This is a genomic window from Moorena sp. SIO3I8 (assembly GCF_010692325.1).
In the GTDB taxonomy this organism is placed as follows: Bacteria; Cyanobacteriota; Cyanobacteriia; order Cyanobacteriales; family Coleofasciculaceae; genus Moorena.
On sequence record NZ_JAAHHW010000001.1, the window covers coordinates 53,304 to 79,515 of the forward strand.

Consider the following 26,212-nt stretch of genomic DNA (forward strand, 5'->3'; position numbering starts at 1 on the left):
AAATGACCAAAATAACTATAATCGGAGCTGGTGTTTGGGGTACAGCCCTCAATAGCCTAGCCTCTCAAAACGGTCATCAGGTTTGTTTGTGGTCCCGTCGGAGTCAGACAAAATTAGCAGATGCCATAGAATCTAGCAGTATTATCCTTTCTGCTGTTTCCATGTCGGGGGTAAATTCTGTAGCGCAACAGCTAAAGGGGTTATCAGTATCTCCTGAGGTGATATTGGTCACAGCGACTAAGGGGTTAGATTTGCAAACCACCCGTACTCCCTCCCAAATCTGGCAAGCTGAATTTCCCAACAATCCTGTAGTCGTGCTATCAGGTCCTAATCTCTCCAAAGAAATTAAACAAGGACTCCCAGCCGCTACAGTAGTAGCTAGCACAGATGTAAAAGCAACTCAGATACTACAACAGGCGTTTTCTTCGCCAAATTTCAGAGTTTACACCAATCGAGACCCCCTCGGTGTAGAACTAGGGGGTACCCTGAAAAATGTGATGGCGATCGCATCTGGAACCTGTGATGGTTTACAACTAGGAACAAATGCCAAAGCAGCTTTACTAACCCGTGGACTTACAGAAATGATCCGTATTGGTGAAGATTGGGGTGCTAAGGTAGAAACATTTTACGGTTTGTCGGGACTAGGAGATTTACTGGCAACCTGTAGTAGTAGCCTCAGTCGCAATTATCAAGTTGGTTATCAGCTCGCTCAGGGTCAGAAACTTGCAGATATTCTCGCCAACTTGGAGGGAACAGCAGAAGGGGTCAACACTACAAAGGTTGTGATGGAACGAGCTAAGCTCAAAAGAATTTCAGTACCCATTACTTATCAAGTCCATCGATTGCTCCAAGGGGAGATTACCCCCCAAGCTGCTGTTGAAGCTCTAATGCTACGAGATACTAAGCCAGAGTAAGGAACCTGACTGAGTTGTTATATCATGTCGGGATAATTACCCTTAATAAAAATATCCCCATCTCCCCATCTCCCCATCTCCCCATCTCCCCATCTCCCCACCCTCCCTCTAATTATGGGTATTCAACCTGACTTGATATTACCCTTGCTCCCTGACTGCGAAAGCTCTCCTGCTCCGGAAGCTCGCCTGCTTTAAAACTCAGACAGGAAAACTCAGACAAAAAACTGCGACATTTTGCTGTTGTCTATGACAAAAAACTGAGACAAAAATTGAGACATTTTGCTGTTGTCTATTAGGCATCCTGAAAATATAGAATCTTTAGAGACATGCCACTGCTTGAGCTGAAGCGACTGGATCAATAGATTGTAATCTTTTGTAAGGTTTTATAAAGTTTTGTAATATCATTACCAATCTGGCCACATAGCTGGGTGGCAATAATATTTCATAACTCTGGTAATTCGGCAATAATTTGGCAATTTTGAACTATGTGTATGCACTTATTCATAAGTTCGTTGTTTCTTCAAACCCATTCCAGCAGAGGATATCCGCAAGTAGCTTGCCTACTGCTTAGTCCCTGATACCCATAAATAAAATTTTTTCTTGAATTAGCGAGAATATTTCTGGAATCGCCATGATGCCCACTGTAGATTAATACAGCTTTTGACCAAGGTCTCTATTTACCTATAGAGTTACTTCTAAAATAGCTCAAATCAATAGCTTAAATCAGGAAATCCCGTTCCTTTTGCCATCTATAAACCTTCAGCCCTTACGGGCAAGGTTGGGTGGAGACATCGGGTGAACCGTTAGCTACGGATACTAATAAGGGCTACCAGGGATAACCGGTAAGTCTTGCCGGAAAAAATTTATTTTAGTAACTGTTTCTCCGGTCATCATGGGTGGGAATTCTAGTACTAAGTGTGACAAACACAATTCCGTGTTGTCACTGGTTGTAATCGAGAGATCATTATGCCAGCCACTCCTTTCTATGCCGACACAGAATTAGATCACGAGACTTCTGCCTATAGCTTTGAGCTTAATGGCCCAAGGGACGATGGGGAAGGATCAGTGGATGACTTAGTTGATGTGGAGATTGAGGGTGCAGACGCGGCTAGCTTAACTAAAAATAGCACCCGTCGCACCACCGACCTAGTTCGGTTATATCTCCAGGAAATTGGTCGGGTTCGTCTACTGAGGCGAGATGAGGAAGTCTCGGAAGCTCAAAAAGTTCAGCGCTACATGAAACTACTACGGCTGCGCAATAAGTCGGCTATATCCGAAGATAAAGTCATGGAGCGCTTTGTCCACCTGATTGAAACCCATGATCGTCTAGCGTCCCAGTTAGGTCACCGTCCTTCCTTGGAACGGTGGGCAACGGCTGCAGGAATTGACGTTTCTCAACTTAAGCCGAGTATGTCAGCTGGAAAACTGCGTTGGGCAGAGTTAGCCGAACTGACATTCAAAGAGCTAGAGCAGGTACAAGCTGAAGGGCTCCAAGCTAAGGAACACATGATCAAAGCTAACCTACGTCTGGTAGTGTCAGTAGCGAAAAAGTATCAAAACCGTGGCTTGGAACTTCTAGACTTAATTCAGGAAGGAACTCTGGGATTAGAGCGAGCGGTTGAGAAATTTGACCCGACCAAAGGCTACCGATTTAGCACCTATGCTTACTGGTGGATCCGTCAAGGAATCACCAGAGCGATCGCTACTCAAAGCCGTACTATTCGCCTGCCAGTTCACATTACTGAAAAGCTCAATAAAATCAAAAAAGCCCAACGGAAGATTTCCCAGGAACGTGGCCGCACAGCAACCATTGATGATATTGCTGTGGAATTAGAGATGACTCCGGCTCAGGTACGAGAAGTATTACTACGAGTACCTCGCTCTGTTTCTTTGGAAATTAAAGTTGGTAAGGAACGAGACACCGAACTGGGAGATTTACTCGAAACTGAGGAAACCTCTCCAGAAGAAGTGTTGATGCGAGAAGCCTTACAACGGGATTTACAGCAACTCCTAGCGGATCTAACCAACCGTGAACGGGATGTGATTCGGATGCGGTTCGGCTTGGGAGATAACCAACCTTACTCTCTAGCTGAGATTGGTCGCGCTTTGGATTTATCTCGGGAGCGGGTACGCCAAATTGAAGCTAAGGCTTTACAAAAGTTGCGGCAACCCAAGCGCCGTAACCGAGTTCGGGATTATCTGGAAGCTTTGAGCTAATCCCTTGGTGACATATTCCCACACTTACCTATTAACTTACCTATTAGGGAAGTGTGGGCTTCTTGCCAATCCTATCCTAGCTATCACCCTAGCTATCCCTTGTCCTAGAGTTCTAGTTATTGAAAATTTATTGAATTTATAAATACCTGAGGTTAAATACCTGAGGGAGCACCCCGATCTATTTCTTTGTTAGTGGACTTGAGCTGACTTAAAAATAGGCTACCCGGGCATCAAATCCTTGCGATCGCAATTCATAGGAACAACTTTCCGCTTCACCACGGCTAGAAAAGGCTCCAGCATTAAAATAACGGCCTCGATCGTCCTCAGATATAATATCATCGTCTAATATAATACCACGAGTCCGCTCGATCTGATTTAGCACTTTATCATTAGGAATGGGGATCACAACCACATAGCGATTCTTTTCAGCTTCAGAAATTAGATCAATAAGTCCCAATGCTTGCAGGGTTTCTAAATCAGCTACCCCGGTATCAGGTAGATTATTACGTCTCTGAAATCGACGCACCTCAGACTCAGTGTTTCTGCCATAGCTATCATCAATCCGACCGGGCTCCAACCCTTCAAATCTCAACGCTTCCTGAAGCCGTCTAACCTCTGGACCGCGATCGCCTAGTTGTAGTTTCTTTCGTCGTAGTATATTGCTACGAATCGGAGTACCACATGCTATCGGTTCTTGATAGCTAAAGTCAGCAGGAGGAAAAAGAGGGATCTGATCAGGCAGGACTCCAAACGATTCTTGTTGAGTAAATAATGCATTAGATAGTGCTGTTCTAGTTTGTGATCCCACAATCCCATCCGCCCTGAGACCATAGTATCTTTGAAATCGAATCACTGATTTTTCTGTGGCCAGACCAAAGTAGCCGGTTGGGTTGGCATTGAAATACCCCAGATCTGCCAACTGTTGCTGAAGTTTAGTAACAGCTGATCCACGAGACCCTCGTCTGAGTCCAGATTGATTAAGATTCCTACGGGATGGTGCTACTCTGGTTTGCGATGGAAAGAGTGTTGCTCTGGTTCGTGGTCCGACTTCCCCATCAGCAGGAAGCCCCTTGTCTCGTTGGAACCGAATCACAGCATTTTTAGTAATTGAACCAAAATAGCCAGTTGGTTGCCGATTGAAATACCCAAGTTCTCGCAAACGACCCTGAACTTCTGTTACATCAGCTCCCCTACGACCTTCCCGCAGGTTCCTTTGGGCTAGGGCTTCTTCTGCGATGCCCACAATGCTAAGTGTGGCAACTAGTAACAGTAAATAAATCCGATGGTAAGCAACTAGCTTATACTCCTTGAGCCACTGAAACAATTCTTCAATCGACTCCGTCAAAACTGCAGGAGTATAAGCTAGTTCTTCTGCGCTTAAAGCAAGATGAAGATAGGCAAGGGTCTCCATGATTATTCCAAGGAAACTTTTACCGTTAGTCTAACAAATCACAGTAGACCATTGGTAATGTTTCGGACAAGAGAATCTCAGAAATTTTACGTAATCCGATAGTAAAGCATGTAGTTATAGAGCAAGACTCTTACCAAAACAGAGCAATTCTCCTCTTTTACCATAACGCAATAGTTTTAACTCATGACCACTATTCGTCACTGGAGTACGTTTTTCCCCCTGCTAGCTTTAGTTTTGAGCAGTTTAGGGGGAGTAGACGCTAGGGCTACCGTAATTCCCAGCACCAATTCCGCCAACACCATACCATCGGCAACACCAACCCAAGCCCAGACTCAAGGGAAATTTCAACTGGCTCAGGAATTGATGGGTGAATGTCGCGCCGCTGCTGAGTCAATGTTTATCTACAAACAGCGATCAACCTCTAACCCAATTAGAACCTTAGACCTTAATGAACAAGTTATTCTGGCCGAAAACAAGGTTAGCAAAGATGGTTGGATCGCGATCAAATTCCCCATTAATGGATTTGTCCAAGCCCAAGATCTGAAGTTCTGTCCGGGGACAGGAGGAGTACGCCCTACTCAAACACAATCTCTCTGCCGCCAAGCTGCTGAGTCAATGTTTATCTACAAACAGCCATCAATCGAACCAATCAGAGCCTTAGAGCCTAATGAAGAAGTTATTCTGGCTGGAAACAACGTTAGGAAAAATGGTTGGATAGCGATCAACTCCCCCATTCCTGGATTTGTCCGAGCTAAAGATCTCAAGTCCTGTCAGGGCATACAAAGATTATCCTCTACTCAAACACCATCATATCTCTGCCGCCAAGTTGTATATGATGGTTCTGGAGGTATAGCTGTCCGTAGCAGACCGAATATTAACTCTTCCCGACGGGGTCTTGTTTCCAATGGCGTGAAAGTAACACTGATCAACCGTTCCCCTCAAGAGCAATTTTTCCAGGACTCCCAAGGGCGCGAGTGGGCAAGAATAACTTATCCTGTTAATGGATGGATGTCTAACGGGTTTCCTCGTAACGGTGATCAGAATCTTGTGGTTTGTTCCAATTAGCCCACTACTGAATTAGCAAGTTGTTAATTACTTATTATAGGACTTTTATTTATACCAAGTCAGCCTGATGTAACAAGGCACCAACTAAGCCAGCCATAGCAGTAATTCCTATAGCAATCATTGGGTGTTGACCTTGGCTGACAGCAAAGGAAGTGACAATCCCTGCACCCAAAGCAGCAGTCACAGCAGCACCCAAAAGATCTTTATTTGTATTTTTATTGTACATAAACCTGTTAGCCAGAAATTCAGTTAGGTAGAAATTTAACTTTTTTGGTGGTGTTAAAAGTTAGTTTCATAACCTTATCATTCTGGATTCTGGCGTTAAAGCTAGATCGGCAATATCGCAATCAAGATTAATATTTAGCTAATTTTCTTAACAATAACCAGACTTGTTAAGTGTGGACTGTTGCTCCAAACTATTAATCTATTGATTAGTCTATTTTTTTGACATTACCTGCTTTAACCCAACCTTTTTGGTCACTACCAGGCAAGCGTACTCTCTGCCATCGCTTATCATCACTGTATCCGAGGATGATCAGGGTCTGATTGTAGCCAATACCACCAATGCGTTGAGCGTTCAGGCTAGGGGAGTCCCTCAGAATCAACCCCTGTGGCCAGGTAACACTGGCTCGATAAGCACCCGGTTCTAGTTTTGGTAAAGGACTAGGACTAGGAATGGGTTTGGGAGTAGTTGCTGGTTTAGACTCCCCAGATGAACTGGTGGGCTGAGCTTTTGGTGATGGTGAGGTCTTGGGTCGCTCCTCAGCAAAGACAGGTTTTTCAGGCTCAGCTGCTAGTTTAGTAAAGAAGTAATACACTGTACCAACAGCAGCACCTGTTAAGATGGCAATGCCGAGAATAAAACCAATGATAAACTGAGCTATCTTGGACAGACTCATGGGAAGCTATTAAAGATAAAGGTTGAAAGTTGAAAGGTTGAAAAGTTTAAGGTTGGAGGTGGTTAGGTTGAAGGTTGAAAGGTTGAACGCGATTGCGTGGCCTTTTGGCCAAGGTTAACAGGTTGAACGCGATTGCGTGGCCTTTTGGCCAAGGTTAACAGGTTGAACGCGATTGCGTGGCCTATTGGCCAAGGTTAACAGATTGTTCTAGCAACAGTTAATGATAAAATTCTCAATTAATCTAGTTGACATTAATCGATAGCGTCGATCATACTTATCAGGTCAAGTCAATTTTATTAGCCCTACTCCCTACTCCCTACTCCCTACTCCCTACTCCCTACTCCCTACTCCCTACTCCCGACTCCAATTAACCCAGGATGAAGTCTCTGACCCAATTGAGAACTGCTATATATAATTAATTACTGGAGTTGGCGCTGAATGCGATCATTTAAGGGAGTATTGCGAGAAGCCATACGAGCTTTTCCGGCAGCTGCCCAATCCTGTAAGAATTGGATTTGCTCTTGGGCTGTCCGTGCTAAGGGGATAATTTGGCTAGCGGCTTCGAGAATATCATCTGTGGTAAAGTCTCGGTTTTGGCTAAAGCCGATGTGCATGGCTTCGATCAGGGTCTGCTCAATTTCTGCTCCGGAAAAATCAGGGGTTTCGTAGGCTAATCGGTCTAAAGCGTAACTCTTAAGATTATGAGGTCGCAGCCGGGATAGGTGTAGATCGAAAATAGCACGACGTTCTTCCTGGTTGGGCAAACCAACAAAAAAGATTTCGTCAAATCGACCCTTGCGAAGCATTTCTGGGGGTAAGGCTTGGATATTGTTGGCAGTAGCTACCACAAATACTGGGGATTTCTTCTCAGCTAACCAGCTAATAAAGGTACCAAAGACACGACTGGTTGTGCCTGCATCCCCTTTAGAGGATAGACCTGAGAAGGCTTTGTCAATTTCATCAATCCAGAGGATGCAGGGAGCAAGAGCTTCGGCTAGCTGAATCATCTGCCGAGTACGGGATTCTGATTCCCCTACTAAGCCACCAAATAGACGACCGACATCTAAACGTAGCAGGGGTAGATGCCAGTGGTTTGCGATCGCTTTTGCAGTTAACGATTTCCCAGTTCCTTGAATCCCCACTAAGAGTAAACCACGAGGATGAGGTAACCCGTATTGTCGCGCCTGTTCTGTAAATGCTCCACCCCGTCGCAGTAGCCAGTCTTTGAGGTTGTCTAAGCCACCGATGTCGGAAATTTTTTCTTGGGTTGGGTAGAACTCTAGGATCTGGGTTTGCCTAATGGATTGGCGCTTTTCTTCTAAAATCAGTTCTACATCTGAAGGTTGGATGGCATTATTAGAGGCAATCCCACGAGCTAGGACCCGACGAATTCTTTCTAAGGAAAGACCAAGAGCCGAGCGCACCAGCTCATCAATGATTTTCTCAGTCAGATTTTGACCCGTTGCCCCCAACAAACGTTTCACCTCAGCTTTAATTTCCGATGCTGTTGGTAAAGGGAATTCCAGCACTGTCAGGACTTCGGTTAAATCCGAGGGGACGGACAGTTGGGGGGTAACGATAACTATATTCTTAGGCTGGGATTTGAGGGTACGTGCCAGATTTCTGAGTTTACGAGCAACTGATACATCTTCTAAGAATCGGTGAAAATCTCTTAATACAAAGATGGCAGCAACACTTTCGCCAATTTTATCTACAAATTCTAAAGCTTGTAAGGGATTGCGGCGTCCAAAGCCGATATCATTAGGATTTCCTTGGTAACCATCCACAAAATCCCAGATATAGACACCACGATTACCCAAACGTTTAGCGGATTGCTTGATCGCTGTTTCTACTCGCTCTTCTTCTAGAGTGGGAATATATAACAAAGGGTAGCGAGCACGTAGCAGAAGCTCAAACTCGTCATTGAAATTCATATAGCAAAGGGAACAGGGAACAGGGAATAGGGAACAGGGAGTAGGGAGCAGGGAGTAGGGAGCAGGGAGTAGGAACCCGTGGCGAATTAAATTACGGGTCAAGCGCACCTAAGCGGCCAAAGGGGGTTTCCCCCAGTCGTGCTTTGCCGTGGTTTCCCCCATGAGCGACTGCATTAAGACGGGAATATGCCATCAAAAATTATGACAATTCCTACATGGATTTTTATATAGCGTTTCTCGCAGTTATGAGGTAAGCTTTGCAACCTCAAAGTCCCCCTTATTAAGGGGGATTTAGGGGGATCAATTTATACCTTATGGGATATAGAATTCCTATATAGGAGCCAATTACTCAAAAAGTTAATGCTATAAATAAATATTTAAACCTTAAACATAGCATTTTTTATTTCCAATAAACTTGGATAAAGGCTCTGCTGCTAGTAACTCCCTGACCAATTTCCCCTTCAGCATTATACTACCAGGCAACTCACTATCCAGGAAGTTTTCTCTTCAGGGATTCTAGAGCCCCCCAACGTTGATCCCGTAGTTGATCCCGTAACTCTGCTTCACTGTTATTCTTAATCTGGATACCTATACATTCTTGGTCACACAGCTGCCGTGGCGGAATTGCCAGACATAGTTGTTCGTATAACCAAGTGTCTGGATAAAAATACCCCTGAGCTGGAAGGGTTTCTTGTAAATCATCCCAAGTTATCTCCTGCTCTAGGGATTCATCCGACAGTTGGTCAGCTGAGGAAGCTAACCAAACTAATTCGGATGTATCGATGCTTAGGCGGTGGTTGTACTGTTTTAAGCAGCGGTGACAAGTCAAGGTAATGATCGTTTCTGCTTGAGCACAGACCTCCAGGTAATTTCCTTGATGAGCCACTTGCACTTGACCTCGAACTGGGGTCAGTGTCTGTAAATCCACCAAGAATTGATTGACCGGAGTTACTTCTGTTTGCTCTGGTAATTTGAGCAACTCAGGAATATAGATAGCCTCCATAATGCTTAGCTTATCCTTTGCAGTTGACTGTTAAGCGTTGATGGTTAACCTTGAGCTTCTCAAACACTCAGCAAAAAGCGACCATTTATAGACTTAAATAGTTATATAGAGTTAATGCATTATGTTAGCCAGGTGATGGGAAGAATCCCAAGTGCAATCAGCAGTGATAGAATAAAAACTCTTAATCTGTCAATACCTGCGACGCACCACCAGTCGTCGGTCTGGCTCTTGCCCTCGACTAAGAGTTTCTAAATCCTCAAAAGCCTTGAATAGGGTATGGACTTGACGCCGCTCTGCTGCCGATAGGGATTTCAATTCAAATTCTTTCCCGGTCTGACGGACTTTCATAGCAGCGTGTTCAGCGATCGCTTGAAGTTCCACTTGCCGTCTGGCTCGATAGCTATCGATATCGATAACGTAAACGGCTTGTTCCTCCTCATCATGACCCAAGTTAAGGAGGGAATTTGCTAAGTACTGGATAGAATCGATAACTTCCCCTTCCCGACCAATTAAAGTTTGAGTGTCTTTCGAGGTCAGTTGACTATTATCGATTGTCAACCAGTAGCTGGGTCGCTCTCCTAGGGGAGCGTCACCATCAGCTACCTCTATACTGGCGGGCAATCGAGATAATCGCAGGAGTTCTTCTAACCACTCTTTCCCACGCTCCTGATGTTGATTTACCATACTAACTTGATGCTTTTTTCTTTGAACGCTTGGGCTCAAAAGGCAATGCCTCTCGACCCTCTCCAGACTTAGCTGCTTGTCTTTTTGCCTCTTTTTCCTGCTGCTCAACTATTTCTTGCAAATTCTCTGGCAGAGGTTCTCTCGATAGAATGAAAGTCTGGATAGTTTGAAATATATTAGCTACAACAATATACATCAATACCCCAGCTGGCAGGGGAAAGAATAAGAACATGCCAGAAAACAATACTGGAGTAATCTGATTAACTACCTTTTGCTGGTCACCGGCTTGCCCTGCACCTGCACCTGAACCAGACAACAGCTGGTTGACGTACAAACTGATCCCAAAGAAGAGAATCATACCTACGATATCCCAGTGGATAGTGCCATCGTCATCAAAAGCACCCACTCTTCCTAAAGCATCTATAAATAGAAAGCCTTTGTTAGCAGCTATTCCCGTTAAGGTTCCCTGAAGCTTTACCTCTCCAGGCATCAGGGCTTCTAGTGTCCCATCTTCAAGAATACGTAAGCGGTCTTCTCCGTTGACTATTTGCCAAGTGGGAGTGATATCGGTTTCTGGATGCTGAGCAATTAGTTGATTTAAGGGTTGACCTTCAACAGTTTGAAACTCTACTTTGGTTTTTTCCCCAACTACCAGCTTATTTCCTGCCGGAAGTAGGGCGATGACTGGTTCATGTAAGCCATCGGTAATGTAAATATTTTGGGGTTTGGTGGTAAAGACTTTAGGCTGGATATATTCCAGCTGTTCTTGGGGAAAAATTTGTAAGTTGACGTCGTAGTTAATGTTTGCAAAGGGTGATCCCCGCAAGGTGGCAAATAGGGCAAACAGAACCGGCATTTGTACCAACAGTGGCAAACAACCGGCTAGGGGGTTGCCAAACTCTTGAAACAGCTTACTCATTTCTTCCTGCTGTTTAGCCGGGTCATCCTTGTAGCGCTCTTTTATTTCGTCTTGCCGCTTCTTCATCAAGGGTTGGGTGACTTTCATGCGCCTCATGTTGCGAATGGAGCCAGCATTAAGAGGGAAGAGGGCAAAGCGAATCACCAGGGTCAAGGCTATTATGGCTAAACCATAGCTAGGCACAATCCCGTAAAAGAAATCCAGGATTGGCAGCATGATGTTGTTGGAGATAAATCCGATACCAAAGTCCATTCGTTTGACGTTAACCTAGGCGCTATTGTAAAGTTTTCTGTGTCTAATGTAACTAATCTCCGTCCCTATGCGGTTCGGGTTTCCGACTTTTATCAGGTATATCTACTGACATCAAGGAGTTGAACCGATTTTGGTGGCCAGATGTAGGAAAGGGAAGACTAGATCAGGGCAAGTGACCGATGTCAAGGTTTTCTTGGCAATGTTCTGTCTACATCATTTTGATGGCACTAACGGCTTTGCCTGTTTTGTCTGCTGCTCGTTCGGCAATGTAGTCGTAAATTTCTCTAAACCGGGGTATTGCCCGCATTTCCAAACGGCTACCATCTTTTAGGGTAACGACAATATCTCCCCAAGTTCCTATACCACGGGGAACTGTGGCAATCTTTGAAATTTCGGAATAGATCACATCTGAGCGATCGCGTCCCCGCCAACCCCCAGTTATTGATATGCGGCGGCTGGTAATCCGATACCGTAGCCATAGAGCCCTGACAATAGCAGCTACGGTTAGAGGTATGAATATAATCGTAAATGCCAACAATATGCTAATGATCAGATCTCCCCGGTGGGGGCCACCCTCATAAAATACATCTTCTCTAATGCCCATCCAACACCTCTGCTTTTACCAACAACTTTTCTAATTCTCTCAAAAGTTGTGCATATTCGCACTCTCTGGCTTCTGGTTTTACTATTACGACTAGCTTCCAACCGGGGGATAGGCGTGGTAATAACTGCCTGAGGGCGGCTCGAAGTTGCCGCTTAATCCGATTTCTAACAACTGCTTTCTTACTGACTTTTTGGCTGATGGAGATGCCAATACGGGAGGGAGGGTGATCCTCTGGTAGGGATTTTTCTGGTAGGGATTTTTCTGGTACAATGGTTTCTTTGGCAATCGGGTAAATAGTACTCTGTTGTAAACCCCGTAATGTTAGGTAACGCCCTGAACGACGAATACCTGAGCGATAGACTGTTTTAAAATCTCGCCAGTGCTTAAGTCGATTGGCTTGAGGCAATCCCAATGCTTAACTGTAATCCTTGATTAATATCAATTCCTTGAGCAGGATAAAGGCAGAAGAGCCACGGGAAATGGCTGTTTCTTAACCTTTTACCTTTCACTTGCAGCAGGTCGGCATCAATGCTTAGATGACTAGACCGAGAGACGACGCCGTCCCTTGCTTCTGCGAGCTCTAATCACATTGCGACCATCTTTGGTGCGCATCCGGGCACGAAAACCGGATTTTCTTTTTTGCTTACGGTTGGTTCCGCCTAGAGTGCGTTGAGTCATGGGTTTGCTGGAGGAATACTATTAACGAATACTATGAAGGATTGATTGCCAACTATAGCTGATTGTTGATCATACCATGTCAAGGGGTGATCTATCAAGCCAAGCGATCAGTTATCAGTTATCAGCGATCAGCTATCAGTTATCAGCTTATGGGTTATTTCACAGGCTAGAAGCCTGTGCCACAAGGCTGACCACTGACCACTGACCACTGACTGCTTACATACCCTCAGATAGTTTAGTCCTGCCATGGTGTAGTAGGGGATGGCTCTTCTGTTGAAACCACCTTCAGTAACTTCCGAAGACCTTGATTCCACTTTTCTAGTTTTAAATAGTCGCTCATTTCAATTTCTTCAATTAAGCAGTTAAGGGATTCATCAAGATTAGCTAGCTCTAGGATTTCCGCCATCCGATTTGCCTCTAATTCAGACAAAATCGGAAGAGCTATTAGCTGGCGATACTCTTCTGATAATTTAACTTTTTGAGGATTATTATTTTTGGTTGACATTTGTTTGTTAGGATTTTCATCCTTAAACATAGTTTGTTATTATATTATTTGAATCATTTCATAAAAACTATCTAAAATTTACTTAATGATTAAATAAAAGTGGGGGCAATCAGATCAGGAATGCCCCCAAGCGGTTTCCGCACCCTGATTAGCTATAGCTAATCAGAAAATTGTCTTTATTGATGATCAGCCTTAAGCTCAAAAAACCTATTACGTAAACGCTTTAGGGCACGATTACCTCGCTGTCTGGCAGACGCCTCAGTAATATATTCTCCCTTAGAAGCCAGATGGTTTACTACTTGTCTCCAAGACAAGCCTTCTATTTCCCGTAAGACGATTAGTTTGGAGTCCTTTGGGTCTAACTTTTTAAGGGCTAGCTCCAGCAGCCTTAAGTCTTCATCCTCAGAGTTTGAGGAGGAAAGGCTATGGCTGTCTTCTAGTCCTAGTTGATCCTCGATTAAATTAGAGTCCCATAATTGCTCTTTTTTTTGTTCCCGGCTCATTTCACGGATGACATTGAAGGAAGTAACCCTGATCCATGCTCCAGGGTTTTCAATTTCTTGCCCTGATTCTATGAGTTTTATTCCCCGTAAATAGGTTTCATTAATTACCTCGTATATTTGATAATCCGGAAAATTAAATTGCCGTATTTTTTTCTTTATTCCGTTAAATAATGCAGCATAATATGTTGCTTCCTTAGTTTCTAAAAAAGTTTGGCTAACTAAATGTTTAACCGCTGATTCAAACTTTTGACGAGGGGTCATATATTAGGTTTCCTATGGTGACATTAAACACTACCTCCTGTTTGAATAATCATTTTTATTTAGGCACACACTGGAACTTATTTTTTATACCTATTGTTGCATCTTCGAAATGATTTTTCGAAAAATCATATTGTGCCTATTGTGGAACTCACGATTTATTAATTAGGTTTCCTAGGGTGACATGGAATACTACCTCCTGTTTTATTGGGTTTTCTAACCAATTAGGTCTCCTAGGGTGACATGGAATACGGGTGCATCTCATTTTTGCCGTTTGACCAGATGGTGCGTTACGGGACGGATTGTCCTAACACTGGCTACCAATACAATAATGGCTCCCCCGTCCCTAACGCACCCTACTGGCGTGGCACACCTAAAAATGTAGGTTGGTTAGAGCGGTAGGGAAACCCAACAAAGGGTTACTGGTGTTGGGTTTCATTCTTCAACCCAACAAAGGGTTATTGCACCATTTTAGATGTGTCGGTCCACTACGAACATTTACAAAAGTGAGATGCACCCTGGAATACTACCTCCTGTTTTAACAATCATCACTGAATCATCTTGTGTCTATGGTGACATGGAACACCACCTCCTGTTTGAACAATCCTCTTGTGCTTATTGTGGTAAATCAGAGCTTCACACATTCAGCTTCAAAACACTACTTGTATAGGTTAACGGGTTTGTTAAAACTACAAGTAGTTTATTGCGTAAGGTCTGACTGAAGTAACCCCTAGCACTATCTGTGAGTTCAAGAGACGAAATATTTTTTATGCTTAGCAGAATATGCTGCTACGCAAATCATCACATTGCCTCTTCTATATATATGTGCAGAACTGTCAGAAAGTGTGACACCCTCTCGGGAAAATTTCCAAAAAAACAGGGTGCTTGAATCTTGAATAGCAGCACCTCTAGAAGAATGACCCAGTCAATGTCACAGAATCCTTGAAAAGGCACATTAATATATAGCCTGGCGATCAGACTCTAAAGCTGCTAGTAGGCGCTGAAAGAACATGCGTACTAATTTTGCGCAAAAATTCTTTGGGGTAGGAATTCTACTCTGAGTTAAAACCTGCTGGATAGTTTGTAGCGTCTAGGCAGGTACTCAACAGGAAATCGTCGCTATTTTAACACTCGTCTTGGATTGCTCAATTACTATGTCAAAGAATCACCAGAAAAAACCAAGTAACCACAACTTCCCAGTTTGGCAGATTACTTTACCGCTCTGTGGAGTCCTGATCTTTGCTATAGGAGCTATCACTACAGTCTATATGATCAACGGTCGCTACCTTTTTCACCTAAAGGCTACTCCCAAGGAACTCGAAATCATGACTGATGTAGACAAAAGGGAAATCACAAACAAATCAAAAACAAATCAAATTAGGACAAGCGATCAATAGACTTCCCTAGTTTTTCTGGGAGGTCTAATCAACAAGGGGGTATGGCAGGTGTAGTGAGGAGGGGAGTGGGAATAAGCTGTTAGCGATTTAAATTCTGAATCGGGGCGCTTTGGGGAGATGGGCAGAGGCTATGACGGGGTGACGGTTACCCTACACCGGAAAACCCACACTGTTTCCCCTACTCCCTACTCCCTGCTCCCTGCTCCCTAAAACCTAGGACGAGTTACCTGACCCAATTCAGAACTACAATAGATTAACGACCAATACTCACAATCCAGGTACCGACATAAGTGGGTAGTGGAATATCACCAGCAGCTAAGACATAACAAACGAAGTAATAAGTACCCCCATCAGGGTTTTTGACATTGGAAAATACTAATTCCACATTTTCATTGGCTGGAACTGGCTCTTCCATGTAAATCTGAAGGCTATAATTCTCTTTGTCCCAGACTACTTCAGAGACCGGGAGGGATTTACCGTCAACGCGCACTTCAATTTTGTTCACGTCGAACTTACCATCGTAGTAATCTGGATAAGAAATAGAAAACTGAGCAACTCCCAATTCCAGTTTCTTCTTGGGAATCTTCAAGCGGTAACGATCCCAGTAATTGGGGGCACCGTTAAAATCTAGGTGATATCTCAGGATATTTTCCCGCTTAACACCACTCCAGAGTACCAATCCGGGATTACTCTGGGCTAAGCTCCGAACCGATAGCCCGGTCAAGACACAACCAGCTAATGCGATCGCGGAAATCAGACGTTTGATGGAAGATTGTGTGGATAGCATAAATCTAATGCTGCTGACTTGAGCTGACAGTTAACAGTTATTTGTTTTTTTACTGTACTACTTATATATATATACACAAGCTATACACAAAATATCCCTAATACCAATTTCAAACCCTATCGCTACACCTTAATCACTCACTACACCCTATTACCCCATCACCTATAAATCGATCTGACTAGTAAAGATTACCTACGACAACTGAGTGCAACAGCACAATTCCTAAAACAAGTTAAAAATAATCCTCTCTTTTGGCAGATCACCATAGGATCCAAAAAGAGATCCGGTTATGGGGAAACATGTATTTGAACAGTCAGGGAAATTTATATAGAGAAATTGATGCCAGCAGTTCAAATTCAGCAAGAGGCGATGCCTGGTGTTGGATACCACGACAAGTAGCATACAAGGACAAGTAGCACAGATGGGAAGCCAGTCAGCTGATCATAAGTGAGTTAATCGCCCAGGCTTAAGAGCGTTGGCGGTATCAGGGGGCAAACTGATCCCGTTCTAGTTGAACTTGGGAATCCTCTAAACAGGGTGAACATCCCCCAGCAGCAAGAAGCTACCAGTTGCTAAAAACCACTCGAAATCAAAAGAAATAGAACGAGAGATTGTCATCAAGGGACAACATTTCGATAAGAAGTTGTTACTTGATTCTATTTACCGAAAATAGTTACGGAAAACAGTTATTATTGCCAGTTTTCCTGATTCTTGTTGTCCTCACCTAAGGAGTATGTGTCACCCATGACTAAAAGCTATGTTAGGAAATACGGTGGCCTTAGCCCCTGAAAGTGGCTGGTCTGGACATCCTTTGCCTGATGCCTCTAGACCCACTGTAGTGATCAATGAATTTTCCGTCCTTATTCCATTTAGACAACTGAAGGAGAGTCAATGACCCTAGCCATTCCCAAAGAGGCTGAAACGTTAGATTTACAGCCAACCAAAACTCGCATGAAGGTTGGTATCCCGAAAGAAATTTACCCAGGTGAATGCCGGGTAGCTGCTACACCGGATACAGCGAAGGTGCTCCAGAAACTTGGCTTTGATGTGCTGATTGAATCGGGAGCAGGAGAGGCAGCAAATTTTCCTGACAATGCTTACGAACAAGCAGAATGCCAAATCATTCCTGATGCGAACAGCCTTTGGTCAGAGGCAGATATTGTCTTAAAAGTGCGTCCCCCTGAGATGCATCCAACTCTAAACAAGCATGAGTCTGAGTTGCTATCGGAAAATGGCACTTTAATCAGCTTTATCTGGCCAGCCCAAAACCAAGAACTGCTGGAACAACTCTCAACCCGTAAGGCTACCGTGTTGGCTATGGATGCGGTACCCCGCATCACGAGGGCGCAAAAGATGGATGCCCTCAGTTCTATGGCCAATATTGCTGGTTACCGGGCTGTGATTGAGGCAGCCAATAACTTTGGTCGCTTCTTTACTGGGCAAATTACTGCAGCGGGGAAAGTTCCCCCAGCTAAAGTGTTGGTGATTGGTGCTGGGGTAGCTGGACTAGCTGCTATTGGTACCGCTAAAGGTCTGGGTGCTGTTGTGCGCGCCTTCGATACCCGCCCCGTGGTTAAGGAACAAGTGGAAAGCATGGGGGGAGAGTTCCTGGAACTGGACTTCAAAGAAGACGGTACGGGATCTGGGGGCTATGCCAAGGTGATGAGTAAAGAGTTCATCGAGGCGGAGATGGCATTGTTTGCTGCACAGGCTAAAGAAGTGGACATCATCATCACCACTGCCCTGATCCCTGGTAAAAAAGCACCGCTACTGATCACCGAGGAAATGGTAGCGAGTATGAAAGAAGGCTCAGTGGTTGTCGATATGGCAGCTGAGCAAGGGGGTAACTGTGAAGTTAGCAAAGCCAATGAGGTCTACAAATACAAAGGTGTAACCATCATTGGTTTGACTGACCTACCCAGCCGTATGGCTAATCAATCTAGCCAACTCTATGGCACCAACCTTTGTCATCTCCTCAAGGACATGGGTGGTAGTGAAAATTACCGTGTCGATATGGAGGATGAAGTGGTTCGGGGAGCCTTAGTGCTAAACGCTGGGGATGTAACCTGGCCCCCACCCAAGCGGCCCACACCGCCAGCACCTCCCAAACCGGCACCGGAACCCCAGACTGCGGTAACTAAAGAGGAGTCTGTGCCAGAGACTAAGAAATCAAAGGGTATCATGGGCTTGCTCTGGCCAGTGTTAGTGGGACTCGCCTTAGTTGGCTTGGGAATCGGAGCACCACCTTCTTTCCTCTCCCACTTCACGGTATTTATCCTGGCCTGCTTCGTAGGCTGGCAAGTGATCTGGAACGTAAAACCAGCCCTGCACACTCCGTTGATGAGTGTTACTAATGCCATTAGCGGCATCATCATCATTGGTGGAATGCTGCAAATTTCCGGCGCAGCCACCTCACCTACTACTATTCTGGGTGCGATCGCAATTTTAGTTGGAACCATCAACATCTCCGGTGGCTTCCTCGTAACCCAACGCATGCTCAAGATGTTTCAGAAATAGGTTAGACCCTTGAAGGTTTGAAGGTTGAAGGTTTTGAGGTTGAAGGTTTGAAGGTTGAAGGTTTGAAGGTTGAAGGTTTGAAGGTTGAAGGTTGTTCGCGAAGCGTGGCCAAAGGCCAAGGTTTGAAGGTTGAAGGTTTGAAGGTTGAAGGTTTGAAGGTTGAAGGTTGAAGGTTGAAGGTTTGAAGGTTGAAGGTTACAGGTTGAAGGTTACAGGTTGAAGGTTGAAGGTTTGAAGGTTTGAAGGTTACAGGTTATCTTATGAACCTACCCTTCACCGAAGGCCAAAGGCCAACAACCAAACCACCTACCCTACACCGAACGCCAAAGGCCAACAACCAACTAACCTTGGCCTATTGGCCACGCTACGCGAACATTCAACATTCAACATTCAACATTCAACATTCAACATTCAACATTCAACATTCAACATTCAACATTCAACATTCAACATTCAACATTCAACATTCAACCAACTAACCTTGGCCTATTGGCCACGCTACGCGAACAACATTCAAGTTGAACACCATAAAACTAAGGAGACTATGTCAAATAATCTGTTGACAGTTGCCTATATTGCAGCTAGTGCTTTATTCATTCTCAGCCTGGGGGGATTATCTAACCAGGAAAGCGCCCGTAAAGGTAATATTTACGGGATTCTTGGGATGCTGATTGCTTTTGTTGCGACTGCCCTAAGTAGCAATGTAACGGCATACCTCACTCTGGGAGGGATGATTCTACCAGGAGTGATCATTGGTGCGATCGTGGCATCTCGGGTAGCCATGACCTCCATGCCAGAACTGGTAGCAATTCTCCATAGTTTTGTCGGTCTTGCAGCTGTACTGGTGGGTATTGCCAATTACCTGCAAGGGGGGGAATCCCTAACGGGTGCAGAAGTAACTATTCACCAGTTAGAAATTTATATTGGTGTGTTCATTGCGGCAATTACCTTCACCGGTTCAGTGATAGCCTTTGGTAAACTACGAGCTATCATCAGCAGCAAACCCCTAATGTTACCAGCACGCCACCTACTCAATCTGGCTATGCTTGGGGCTGTAATCGGGCTGGGTTACCAGTTCATGACAGCAGAGGGGACGGCTGGTCTGCAACCCCTGTTGATTATGGCTGCGATCGCATCAGTGTTAGGCATCCACCTGGTAGCTGCTATTGGGGGTGCTGATATGCCAGTGGTCATCTCCATGCTCAATAGTTATTCCGGATGGGCCGCTGCAGCAGCAGGCTTTATGCTGTCCAATGACCTGTTAATTATCACTGGTGCCCTAGTAGGTAGTAGTGGTGCTATCCTCAGTTACATCATGTGCCGAGCCATGAACCGCTCCTTCATCAGCGTGATTTTAGGAGGCTTCGGCGAAGGTGCAGGAACTACAGCTAAAGCTAAAGGTGGTGATCAGCCGGAAGGTCAAGTCACCGAGACCACAGTAGAAGATACCGTAGAGCTGCTACAAGGGGCCAAGAGTGTTATGATTGTTCCCGGTTACGGCATGGCAGTAGCTCAGGCTCAGCATCCGGTGTCCGATATTACCAAGATTTTGAGGAATGCTGGTATCAATGTTCGCTTTGGCATTCATCCAGTTGCTGGACGACTACCAGGACACATGAACGTGCTGCTAGCTGAGGCAAATGTGCCTTATGATATCGTTCTAGAAATGGATGAGATTAACGAGGACTTCCCAGAAACCGATGTAGTACTCGTGATTGGTGCTAATGATACCGTTAACCCTAGTGCCATGGAAGACCCCAGTAGCCCAATTGCTGGGATGCCAGTCTTAGAGGTTTGGAAAGCTGGTACAGTTGTGGTGATGAAACGGGGAATGTCCAGTGGCTATGCTGGCGTTGGCAATCCCCTGTTCTTCAAAGAAAACACCAATATGCTCTTCGGTGATGCCAAGACTAACGTTAGCGCTATCCTAGGCAAGCTCGTAGAATCTAGCCGGGACAGTGCAGCATCTAGCTCAGGAAAAGTCTTAGCTACATCCTCTGCGGGCTGAGTAAGGGTTAGAGGGGAATGACACCCTCGTTAAGGCTCAAACCTTGACTTGATGTCGAGTGTGGCGGAAGGTAGGAGTGTGGAAAGGGGATATTTTATGGTAAAAATTCCCTGCGATTCTCTCCTCCTTCTTCTTCCTCTTCCCTATCTTCGTAAGCATTAGCTGTTGGCGTAGCCTGCGCGTAGCGCATATGCTTACATTTTATCTTTGATTTCAACAGCAAGATAACGGAAATAATTGATATGGGTTTTTCTGTAGACGTTACTAGCAGCAACTACGCCACTGAAGTTTTAGAAAAGTCTTTTGAGAAGCCTGTATTAGTAGACTTCTTTGCTACGTGGTGTGGCCCTTGTCAACTCCTAAAACCAACCTTAGAAAAACTAGCTAAAGAATACGACTTTGTTTTAGCCAAAGTTGATATTGACCGCAACCAAGATTTAGCAAATAACTTTCAAATTGAGGGAGTACCCGATGTCCGAATTGTCACCAATGGTGATATGATTCCTGGTTTTGTGGGGGTTTTACCAGAAATTCAGTTGCGGGAAATGTTAGCTAGGTTAAATCTGAAGTCTGAGCTAGACATTGGACTAGAAGAAGCTCGGGTTGCCATGGCAACTGAGGATATATCCCGAGCCAAACAGCTGTTTGAACAGCTAATTGCCAAGTATCCAGAGAATCAAAGTTTAGTCATTGAAGTGGCCAATTTTTTGGTTCACATTAATGAGCCAGAAGAGGCAACCATACTCTTAGAAACCATTCAATACAATGATCGAGAATATTTCCCCAGAGCTCAGGCAATCAGAGCATTGATTCAATTTAAGCAGCAGGCGAATCCTATTGGGGAAAGTGAATTAGATCAGTTATTTGCTCAGGCATCTCGGTTAGTTGTAGAGGGAGACTATGAAGCAGCCCTGAAAATCTTTTTAGAAATTGTCAGTAAACATCGTAACTATAGAGATGATGGTGCAAGAAAATCCATGATTGCGGTGTTTGATGTGCTGGGTAATGACCATCCCCTGACGAAAAAGTATCAGCGGGAGTTGATGCTATCCCTATATTAGTTTTGGCTAAGGGTTTAATAGGGAAAATCGAAAATAAGAATGCTCTTCCGTAATTGTTATGCTAAATAAACAGTCTGTAATAGGGAACAGGGAACAGGGAATAGGGAACAGTGGTAAGAGGCTGTATTCAGTAACTTTTGTTAGTTGAATAGCATAATTTTCCTTGTACAGTAAGCTTTATGAGTTTTTTTAACTGGAACTTTAGCATAAAAGGTACTGAAGAACCAATAAAAAAAATAAATCTCTTATCAAGTAACCAGTTACCAGTAACTGGTTGCATGTAACTTGTTTTAACCTGAAATATCAGTAGGGTAATCTGTATGAGCAGCTTCTAACTTCATCAAAATCTTTGGCTTCAGCTTTTGAAACTCTTGCTTAAGTATGCGTTTGCTCAACATTGCTTGATTAGTTGAGTTTATTGTCTTAGACGAATTCGCCCAATCAATGAATAGCTGGCGTTGGGCAGGAGCAATGGTTGAGGTCATGACATTAGCACACTTTTCTGGTTTTGATTGATCAAAAAACAAAATACTGTAATATCCAGTATCTCCCAAAAGTCTGATTATGTTCTGACCCTGATTTGTTTTGAGGTCTAAGTAGCAAGGAAGCCAACAAGCACCGTGGTAGCGATTATGCACTGCGGTAATCCATAGCACCATTGGATGAGGTAGAATAAGATACAAGAATTGGTTGTAGCGTGTACTAACCTGACGGTTCTCAATCTCTTCTTTAGTCAGCATCACCCAGAGGGTAGGAAAGGTTTGGCTTGTGGTACGAATTATCTTAGAAAAGACAATAGATGCTTTAGGCTTGTCATCGGGCCAGGAGGTTTGCCGACAAATATCATTCCCTGATACGGGAAGTATTTGTGTTACCTTACTCAGAGGCTTCTCGGATAGTATTGTTTGAATCCGATGACCCAGATAGCGACCGCGATCATGACCTTCGTTTAATGAATCCAATGTTCGTAGGATAATCCCGACATTTTGAGGACGATCAGATACCTCTTTCGCTATACAGGTCATGATTAGCTTCTCTAGGGACTTCGGCAGCTTTAGCTTGGGGTTAATCGATGCAAATGATTTAGGTGGGCTGAAGTGATGAGCTTTGTACCAACTACCAAAGGAATGATCTTCTGGAAGAATGGGCATGTGACCAGTTAACATCTCAAACATCATCACCCCTAGACTATAGATATCAGAGCGTTTATCCAGTTCCTTTCCCTCCATTTGTTCCGGTGAACAATAGGCTAGGGTACCCATAAAAGAATGGGTTTGAGCACCATCAAACTGAAGAAGCTTAGCAATGCCAAAGTCAAGGATTTTGATCAGTTCACCGAAGGAGGAATCTTCGACAACGATAATGTTACTGGGTTTAATATCACGATGCACAATTGGAGTGAGTGTGCCTTTAAATACAATGCCTTGGTGAGCACATTGTAATCCCAGACAAATTTGACGGGCAATATGCAAAAATCGGGGTAAGGATAGGGTTTTAGTGTGAATTATTGCGCTTAAATTTCCCCCTGCCAAGTATTCCATGACGTAGAAGGAAATATCGTTTTCATCTATGCCATAGTCCCTAACTCGCACGATGTGATTGCTTTTCTCACCAAGCAAAGCGCAAATCGTTGCTTCCCGCTCAAAGCGATCGCGCATTTTTTGGTTCAATAATGTATGGGAGAGAAACTTGACAGCAACGGTTACACCTCCGAGGAGCATATCTTTGGCTTGATACACTTGACCCATAGCACCTTTGCCGATCAACTTGACCAGTTGATAGCGATTGGCGAGTAGACGACCTTTGTTAGGGTCTGTGATCATAAGTTCCTTGGTGAAATCTGGAAAATAACGTGTTCATGAATCATTAGTCTCTAGTCATCGCTCATTGGTCATTGGTCATTGGTCATTGGTCATTGGTCTTTTGTAAATACCAGCAGACTTAATGTGGATCACAAAAAACTAAGGACTAAAGACTAAGGACTAAACTGACTAAGGACTAAGGAAGATGAACTAAATAGCAACGGTCACAGGTGTACTGCTATTAAAACTCCCTTAATTCCAGAATACTTCTATTGTGGCTGACGTTCCAAAGTTGCTTCCATTGTGCTACTGAGATAATGACCTGCCATAATGCTACTGGAGAGGTAGTATATATTTTCATTACGTTGATACCGGGTTTCAAAACCACTGCGTCGTTGGGGATCCCCTAATACCCAATACCGTTGCACAATGGATTCTCGAGCCACCCAGCCTTCTCCCTCGACACGACCTAGGAGGCTATGCTGTAAGACAAAGGTATACTTCTGGTCGCCAGTATCGAGACGCCCTAGATACTGGCAAGAGATATCCTCCCGTTCACGATTGGGAAAAACCAGTCTTGTGACCATGGTAAACCAGTTTTCCCGACTCCAGGTAACCATCGTCCCACCTCTGACTACAATTAATTTTCCATTGCGTTCCAGCCAATTGCCCCGAAGTCTCCAGCATCCTGCCTCCAATAAAAAGGTGTGAGCCACGGTGTTACTCTTTATCTGTTACTGAATATTACCCTCTGATCGTTCCCCACTCATTTTAGCTGCTATCCTTAAGGTTGTGGGGTTTACCCCCTCAGGTTATACCATTGGCAAACTTCCGGGAGTAGCCCGACTCCTACGGAGTAACAGACAAACTAGTTGAACTCTCCCACAGTCTCAGCCAACGGGGATTCTAAGCTGATATGGCAAGAGCAGCTTATTAACTGCATTTGACAACGCATAGGAACCCTAAAATACCCAGTTTTAGGATGAGTGGTGTTGCGATCTCGGAGAATACAGGTTTCCTAGACATACAGCCTCTGAAGCACCGGTTACTTGAGGGAGATTGCCGGGAATACCCAGGTTACGCCAATGAGCCAAAACAGCAAATGCGATCGCTTCTTTAAAATCCCGACTTAACCCAACCTGGTCAGTGGTTAATACTGGCACCGAATCTAGTCTAATTTGCAACCGTTGCTTCAAGTATAAATTGCTTGCCCCTCCACCACACAATAGTACTTGATCTGGCATTTGAGGCAAGAAGTTGCGATAGCTCTCAACAATAGAGGCAACAGTGAGTTCTGTGAGTGTTGCCAGGAAATCAGCAGGAGCAAGGTTATAGGCTTCACTTTCTACCAAACACTGCTTGAGGTAATCTATACCATACAACTCTCGTCCGGTAGATTTTGGGGGCGGTATATTGAAGAACTCTTGAGCAAGCCACTGTTCGACGAGAGCCTCACAGGGAGTGCCACTTGCTGCCCACTCTCCATTGTAATCATAGGTTTTTCTACCGTTGGTAAAATACTCGACAGCCAGATCTAACAGGGCATTCCCCGGACCAGTATCCCAGCCATATACCTGTTCCAACCAGTTCCCTTCACTAACTGGCAAGTAAGTAACATTACCAATACCACCAATATTTTGGATACATCGGTTATGGGTAGATGACCGGAGCAAACAGGCATCTATCTTAGGAACCAGAGGCGCACCTTCTCCCCCAGCAGCAATGTCAGCCACACGGAAATTGCTGATGGTCTTGATACCGGTAATCTCAGCAATCACCTCTCCCCGTCCCAGTTGAAGGCTATATCCCAGAGTCGTTACAGGTTGAAGGTTAGCTGGTTGTTCGCCTTTGGCGTTCCCGTAGGGTAGGTTAGTAGGTTGAAGGTTAGCAGGTTGTTCGCCTTTGGCGTTCCCGTAGGGTAGGTTAGCAGGTTGAAGGTTAGCAGGTTGAAGGTTAGCAGGTTGAAGGTTATCAGGTTGTTCGCGTAGCGTGGCCTTTTGGCCAAGGTTAGTTTCCGTTGCAGGTTGTTCGCCTTTGGCGTTCGAGAAGGGTAGGTTACCAGCTTGAAGGTTATCAGGTTGCAGGTTGTCTGGAAAACCTTGGCCAAAAGGCCACGCTTTCGGCAAAGCCGTTCGCGTAGCGTGGCCTTCGGCCTCCGCTGCGCGAACGCGAACAACATTCAACCGGCCAACTTTCAACTCGGAAGAACTTTCAACATTCAACCTGTCAACTTTCAACTCGGAAAAACCTTGGCCAAAAGGCCACGCTACGCGAACACCCTTGACCCCTAATGGTCGATGGTATACTGTTTGACCATGGGAACCAATTAACTCAGCGGGGGGTAACCCAGTCCCAATTGCCAATGCTGCTTGGGCAAATTGAAATGCGATCGCATCATCCAATGCTGCCAATTCGGCCATGGATAGGGGAGTGCCAGTACAGACAGCTAGAATTTTCTCCCTGAGTTCAGTGGGGTAGCCATAGGTAGCACCAGCCAGTAGCTCAATCTTTAAATCTAAGTCTGAGCCAGAAATCTCTACTAGTGCAGCATCGATGCCATCTACAGATGTACCGCTCATTAAGCCAATTACACGGGTCATCTTAAAATTGTGTTGGGTTAAGGTAAGCTAAAAGTACCAATATAGGATAAATACTGCAACTGATGGGTAACGGATGTAACGGATAGGAGGAGAGGGAAAATAAAAACAGGTTTATTTTTAGCCTTATGTTAGCTACTGACTAGCAATTAATGTTTAGTTAGTCTATCGCTAACTATTTATTGTTCATTTCTAAT

27 protein-coding genes and 1 pseudogene are annotated in these 26,212 nt (G+C 44.5%); 10 read left to right on the plus strand and 18 right to left on the minus strand.

Annotated elements, in window-relative coordinates:
* Positions 1-2 precede the first annotated feature (2 nt).
* Complete coding sequence (locus tag F6K51_RS00240) at positions 3-914, plus strand: NAD(P)H-dependent glycerol-3-phosphate dehydrogenase (RefSeq protein ID WP_293017274.1); 912 nt, start codon at positions 3-5, stop codon at positions 912-914.
* Between the two features lie 966 nt (positions 915-1,880).
* Complete coding sequence (gene sigC, locus F6K51_RS00245; protein ID WP_293017275.1) at positions 1,881-3,131, plus strand: RNA polymerase sigma factor SigC; 1,251 nt, start codon at positions 1,881-1,883, stop codon at positions 3,129-3,131.
* A 208-nt stretch (positions 3,132-3,339) separates the two neighbouring features.
* Here the strand turns inward: sigC and F6K51_RS00250 are convergent, their stop codons facing one another.
* A complete protein-coding gene (locus F6K51_RS00250) occupies positions 3,340-4,542 on the minus strand; it encodes a peptidoglycan-binding protein (protein WP_293017276.1) in 1,203 nt (400 codons plus the stop codon).
* 183 nt (positions 4,543-4,725) lie between these two features.
* On the opposite strand from F6K51_RS00250, the gene F6K51_RS00255 reads away from it, so the two are divergent.
* Positions 4,726-5,607 (plus strand): SH3 domain-containing protein, encoded by an 882-nt coding sequence (locus F6K51_RS00255; RefSeq protein WP_293017277.1) that lies wholly within the window; start codon positions 4,726-4,728, stop codon positions 5,605-5,607.
* A gap of 49 nt (positions 5,608-5,656) precedes the next feature.
* Here the strand turns inward: F6K51_RS00255 and F6K51_RS00260 are convergent, their stop codons facing one another.
* A complete protein-coding gene (locus F6K51_RS00260; RefSeq protein WP_009148761.1) occupies positions 5,657-5,833 on the minus strand; it encodes a hypothetical protein in 177 nt (58 codons plus the stop codon).
* A 205-nt stretch (positions 5,834-6,038) separates the two neighbouring features.
* Entirely contained in the window at positions 6,039-6,506 is a 468-nt protein-coding gene (locus F6K51_RS00265) for an SH3 domain-containing protein (RefSeq protein WP_293017278.1), read from the minus strand.
* 245 nt (positions 6,507-6,751) lie between these two features.
* Here F6K51_RS00265 and F6K51_RS00270 point away from each other — a divergent pair, with 245 nt between their 5' ends.
* Complete coding sequence (locus tag F6K51_RS00270) at positions 6,752-6,877, plus strand: hypothetical protein (protein WP_293017279.1); 126 nt, start codon at positions 6,752-6,754, stop codon at positions 6,875-6,877.
* A gap of 48 nt (positions 6,878-6,925) precedes the next feature.
* Here F6K51_RS00270 and F6K51_RS00275 read toward each other — a convergent pair whose 3' ends face one another.
* The 9 genes from F6K51_RS00275 to F6K51_RS00315 all read right to left on the minus strand — a co-directional run bounded on the left by F6K51_RS00275 (position 6,926) and on the right by F6K51_RS00315 (position 13,849).
* Complete coding sequence (locus F6K51_RS00275) at positions 6,926-8,440, minus strand: AAA family ATPase (RefSeq protein WP_293017358.1); 1,515 nt, start codon at positions 8,438-8,440, stop codon at positions 6,926-6,928.
* Between the two features lie 487 nt (positions 8,441-8,927).
* The gene (locus F6K51_RS00280; RefSeq protein ID WP_075901670.1) at positions 8,928-9,443 is read right to left on the minus strand and encodes a YceD family protein; all 516 of its coding nucleotides are present in this window, start codon (positions 9,441-9,443) and stop codon (positions 8,928-8,930) included.
* A 189-nt stretch (positions 9,444-9,632) separates the two neighbouring features.
* On the minus strand, positions 9,633-10,127 hold the full coding sequence (locus F6K51_RS00285; RefSeq protein WP_293017359.1) for a R3H domain-containing nucleic acid-binding protein: 495 nt from the start codon (positions 10,125-10,127) through the stop codon (positions 9,633-9,635).
* Position 10,128: 1 nt separating this feature from the next.
* Positions 10,129-11,298 (minus strand): membrane protein insertase YidC, encoded by a 1,170-nt coding sequence (gene yidC / locus F6K51_RS00290; protein WP_075901672.1) that lies wholly within the window; start codon positions 11,296-11,298, stop codon positions 10,129-10,131.
* Positions 11,299-11,506: 208 nt separating this feature from the next.
* On the minus strand, positions 11,507-11,902 hold the full coding sequence (locus tag F6K51_RS00295) for a PH domain-containing protein (RefSeq protein WP_293017280.1): 396 nt from the start codon (positions 11,900-11,902) through the stop codon (positions 11,507-11,509).
* Positions 11,892-12,314, minus strand: coding sequence for a ribonuclease P protein component (gene rnpA / locus F6K51_RS00300; protein ID WP_293017281.1), 423 nt, complete (start codon positions 12,312-12,314; stop codon positions 11,892-11,894). Before rnpA ends, F6K51_RS00295 begins: the two co-directional genes overlap by 11 nt.
* Positions 12,315-12,442: 128 nt before the next feature.
* Entirely contained in the window at positions 12,443-12,580 is a 138-nt protein-coding gene (gene rpmH / locus F6K51_RS00305; RefSeq protein ID WP_044494288.1) for a 50S ribosomal protein L34, read from the minus strand.
* A 235-nt stretch (positions 12,581-12,815) separates the two neighbouring features.
* A complete protein-coding gene (locus tag F6K51_RS00310; RefSeq protein ID WP_293017283.1) occupies positions 12,816-13,115 on the minus strand; it encodes a hypothetical protein in 300 nt (99 codons plus the stop codon).
* A gap of 146 nt (positions 13,116-13,261) precedes the next feature.
* Positions 13,262-13,849 (minus strand): sigma-70 family RNA polymerase sigma factor, encoded by a 588-nt coding sequence (locus F6K51_RS00315; protein ID WP_293017284.1) that lies wholly within the window; start codon positions 13,847-13,849, stop codon positions 13,262-13,264.
* A 240-nt stretch (positions 13,850-14,089) separates the two neighbouring features.
* Between F6K51_RS00315 and F6K51_RS00320 the strand changes: the two genes are divergently transcribed.
* Positions 14,090-14,248 (plus strand): hypothetical protein, encoded by a 159-nt coding sequence (locus F6K51_RS00320; RefSeq protein ID WP_293017285.1) that lies wholly within the window; start codon positions 14,090-14,092, stop codon positions 14,246-14,248.
* Between the two features lie 752 nt (positions 14,249-15,000).
* Positions 15,001-15,243, plus strand: a complete 243-nt coding sequence (locus tag F6K51_RS00325) for a hypothetical protein (RefSeq protein ID WP_293017286.1) — start codon at positions 15,001-15,003, stop codon at positions 15,241-15,243.
* Positions 15,244-15,496: 253 nt separating this feature from the next.
* Here the strand turns inward: F6K51_RS00325 and F6K51_RS00330 are convergent, their stop codons facing one another.
* Complete coding sequence (locus F6K51_RS00330; protein WP_293017287.1) at positions 15,497-16,030, minus strand: DUF2808 domain-containing protein; 534 nt, start codon at positions 16,028-16,030, stop codon at positions 15,497-15,499.
* Positions 16,031-16,981: 951 nt separating this feature from the next.
* On the opposite strand from F6K51_RS00330, the gene pntA reads away from it, so the two are divergent.
* Positions 16,982-18,547 (plus strand): Re/Si-specific NAD(P)(+) transhydrogenase subunit alpha, encoded by a 1,566-nt coding sequence (gene pntA, locus F6K51_RS00335; protein WP_293017360.1) that lies wholly within the window; start codon positions 16,982-16,984, stop codon positions 18,545-18,547.
* Here the strand turns inward: pntA and F6K51_RS00340 are convergent.
* On the minus strand, positions 18,538-18,666 hold the full coding sequence (locus F6K51_RS00340; protein ID WP_293017288.1) for a hypothetical protein: 129 nt from the start codon (positions 18,664-18,666) through the stop codon (positions 18,538-18,540). The genes pntA and F6K51_RS00340 overlap by 10 nt on opposite strands.
* Before the next feature lie 141 nt (positions 18,667-18,807).
* Here F6K51_RS00340 and F6K51_RS00345 point away from each other — a divergent pair, with 141 nt between their 5' ends.
* From F6K51_RS00345 to F6K51_RS00355, 3 genes are all read left to right on the plus strand, one after another.
* Complete coding sequence (locus F6K51_RS00345; protein WP_293017289.1) at positions 18,808-19,026, plus strand: hypothetical protein; 219 nt, start codon at positions 18,808-18,810, stop codon at positions 19,024-19,026.
* Positions 19,027-19,091: 65 nt separating this feature from the next.
* Positions 19,092-20,555 carry a Re/Si-specific NAD(P)(+) transhydrogenase subunit beta gene (gene pntB, locus F6K51_RS00350; protein WP_293069238.1) on the plus strand — a complete coding sequence of 488 codons (1,464 nt, stop codon included), beginning with the start codon at positions 19,092-19,094 and terminating at the stop codon, positions 20,553-20,555.
* A 242-nt stretch (positions 20,556-20,797) separates the two neighbouring features.
* Positions 20,798-21,616: a tetratricopeptide repeat protein gene (locus F6K51_RS00355; RefSeq protein ID WP_293017291.1), complete on the plus strand. Its 819-nt coding sequence runs from the start codon at positions 20,798-20,800 to the stop codon at positions 21,614-21,616.
* A 290-nt stretch (positions 21,617-21,906) separates the two neighbouring features.
* On the opposite strand, the gene F6K51_RS00360 is transcribed toward F6K51_RS00355, so the two are convergent.
* From F6K51_RS00360 to F6K51_RS38260, 4 genes and pseudogenes are all read right to left on the minus strand, one after another.
* The gene (locus F6K51_RS00360; RefSeq protein WP_293017292.1) at positions 21,907-23,439 is read right to left on the minus strand and encodes a serine/threonine-protein kinase; all 1,533 of its coding nucleotides are present in this window, start codon (positions 23,437-23,439) and stop codon (positions 21,907-21,909) included.
* Positions 23,440-23,687: 248 nt separating this feature from the next.
* A complete protein-coding gene (locus F6K51_RS00365; protein ID WP_293017293.1) occupies positions 23,688-24,134 on the minus strand; it encodes a hypothetical protein in 447 nt (148 codons plus the stop codon).
* A gap of 261 nt (positions 24,135-24,395) precedes the next feature.
* On the minus strand, positions 24,396-25,655 hold the full coding sequence (locus F6K51_RS00370) for an anhydro-N-acetylmuramic acid kinase (protein ID WP_365939888.1): 1,260 nt from the start codon (positions 25,653-25,655) through the stop codon (positions 24,396-24,398).
* A 57-nt stretch (positions 25,656-25,712) separates the two neighbouring features.
* Positions 25,713-26,018: pseudogene (locus F6K51_RS38260) on the minus strand (anhydro-N-acetylmuramic acid kinase); the annotation flags it as partial.
* Between the last annotated feature and the right edge of the window lie 194 nt (positions 26,019-26,212).

What these genes read in the sequence shown, in the direction of transcription:
- F6K51_RS00240 (WP_293017274.1), top strand. Translation starts at nt 3, where the DNA reads ATGACCAAAATAACTATAATCGGAGCTGGTGTTTGGGGTACAGCCCTC.
- sigC (WP_293017275.1), top strand. Translation starts at nt 1,881, where the DNA reads ATGCCAGCCACTCCTTTCTATGCCGACACAGAATTAGATCACGAGACT.
- F6K51_RS00250 (WP_293017276.1), bottom strand. Translation starts at nt 4,542, where the DNA reads ATGGAGACCCTTGCCTATCTTCATCTTGCTTTAAGCGCAGAAGAACTA.
- F6K51_RS00255 (WP_293017277.1), top strand. Translation starts at nt 4,726, where the DNA reads ATGACCACTATTCGTCACTGGAGTACGTTTTTCCCCCTGCTAGCTTTA.
- F6K51_RS00260 (WP_009148761.1), bottom strand. Translation starts at nt 5,833, where the DNA reads ATGTACAATAAAAATACAAATAAAGATCTTTTGGGTGCTGCTGTGACT.
- F6K51_RS00265 (WP_293017278.1), bottom strand. Translation starts at nt 6,506, where the DNA reads ATGAGTCTGTCCAAGATAGCTCAGTTTATCATTGGTTTTATTCTCGGC.
- F6K51_RS00275 (WP_293017358.1), bottom strand. Translation starts at nt 8,440, where the DNA reads ATGAATTTCAATGACGAGTTTGAGCTTCTGCTACGTGCTCGCTACCCT.
- F6K51_RS00280 (WP_075901670.1), bottom strand. Translation starts at nt 9,443, where the DNA reads ATGGAGGCTATCTATATTCCTGAGTTGCTCAAATTACCAGAGCAAACA.
- F6K51_RS00285 (WP_293017359.1), bottom strand. Translation starts at nt 10,127, where the DNA reads ATGGTAAATCAACATCAGGAGCGTGGGAAAGAGTGGTTAGAAGAACTC.
- yidC (WP_075901672.1), bottom strand. Translation starts at nt 11,298, where the DNA reads ATGGACTTTGGTATCGGATTTATCTCCAACAACATCATGCTGCCAATC.
- F6K51_RS00295 (WP_293017280.1), bottom strand. Translation starts at nt 11,902, where the DNA reads ATGGGCATTAGAGAAGATGTATTTTATGAGGGTGGCCCCCACCGGGGA.
- rpmH (WP_044494288.1), bottom strand. Translation starts at nt 12,580, where the DNA reads ATGACTCAACGCACTCTAGGCGGAACCAACCGTAAGCAAAAAAGAAAA.
- F6K51_RS00310 (WP_293017283.1), bottom strand. Translation starts at nt 13,115, where the DNA reads ATGTTTAAGGATGAAAATCCTAACAAACAAATGTCAACCAAAAATAAT.
- F6K51_RS00315 (WP_293017284.1), bottom strand. Translation starts at nt 13,849, where the DNA reads ATGACCCCTCGTCAAAAGTTTGAATCAGCGGTTAAACATTTAGTTAGC.
- F6K51_RS00320 (WP_293017285.1), top strand. Translation starts at nt 14,090, where the DNA reads ATGGAATACGGGTGCATCTCATTTTTGCCGTTTGACCAGATGGTGCGT.
- F6K51_RS00325 (WP_293017286.1), top strand. Translation starts at nt 15,001, where the DNA reads ATGTCAAAGAATCACCAGAAAAAACCAAGTAACCACAACTTCCCAGTT.
- F6K51_RS00330 (WP_293017287.1), bottom strand. Translation starts at nt 16,030, where the DNA reads ATGCTATCCACACAATCTTCCATCAAACGTCTGATTTCCGCGATCGCA.
- pntA (WP_293017360.1), top strand. Translation starts at nt 16,982, where the DNA reads ATGAAGGTTGGTATCCCGAAAGAAATTTACCCAGGTGAATGCCGGGTA.
- F6K51_RS00345 (WP_293017289.1), top strand. Translation starts at nt 18,808, where the DNA reads ATGAACCTACCCTTCACCGAAGGCCAAAGGCCAACAACCAAACCACCT.
- pntB (WP_293069238.1), top strand. Translation starts at nt 19,092, where the DNA reads ATGTCAAATAATCTGTTGACAGTTGCCTATATTGCAGCTAGTGCTTTA.
- F6K51_RS00355 (WP_293017291.1), top strand. Translation starts at nt 20,798, where the DNA reads ATGGGTTTTTCTGTAGACGTTACTAGCAGCAACTACGCCACTGAAGTT.
- F6K51_RS00360 (WP_293017292.1), bottom strand. Translation starts at nt 23,439, where the DNA reads ATGATCACAGACCCTAACAAAGGTCGTCTACTCGCCAATCGCTATCAA.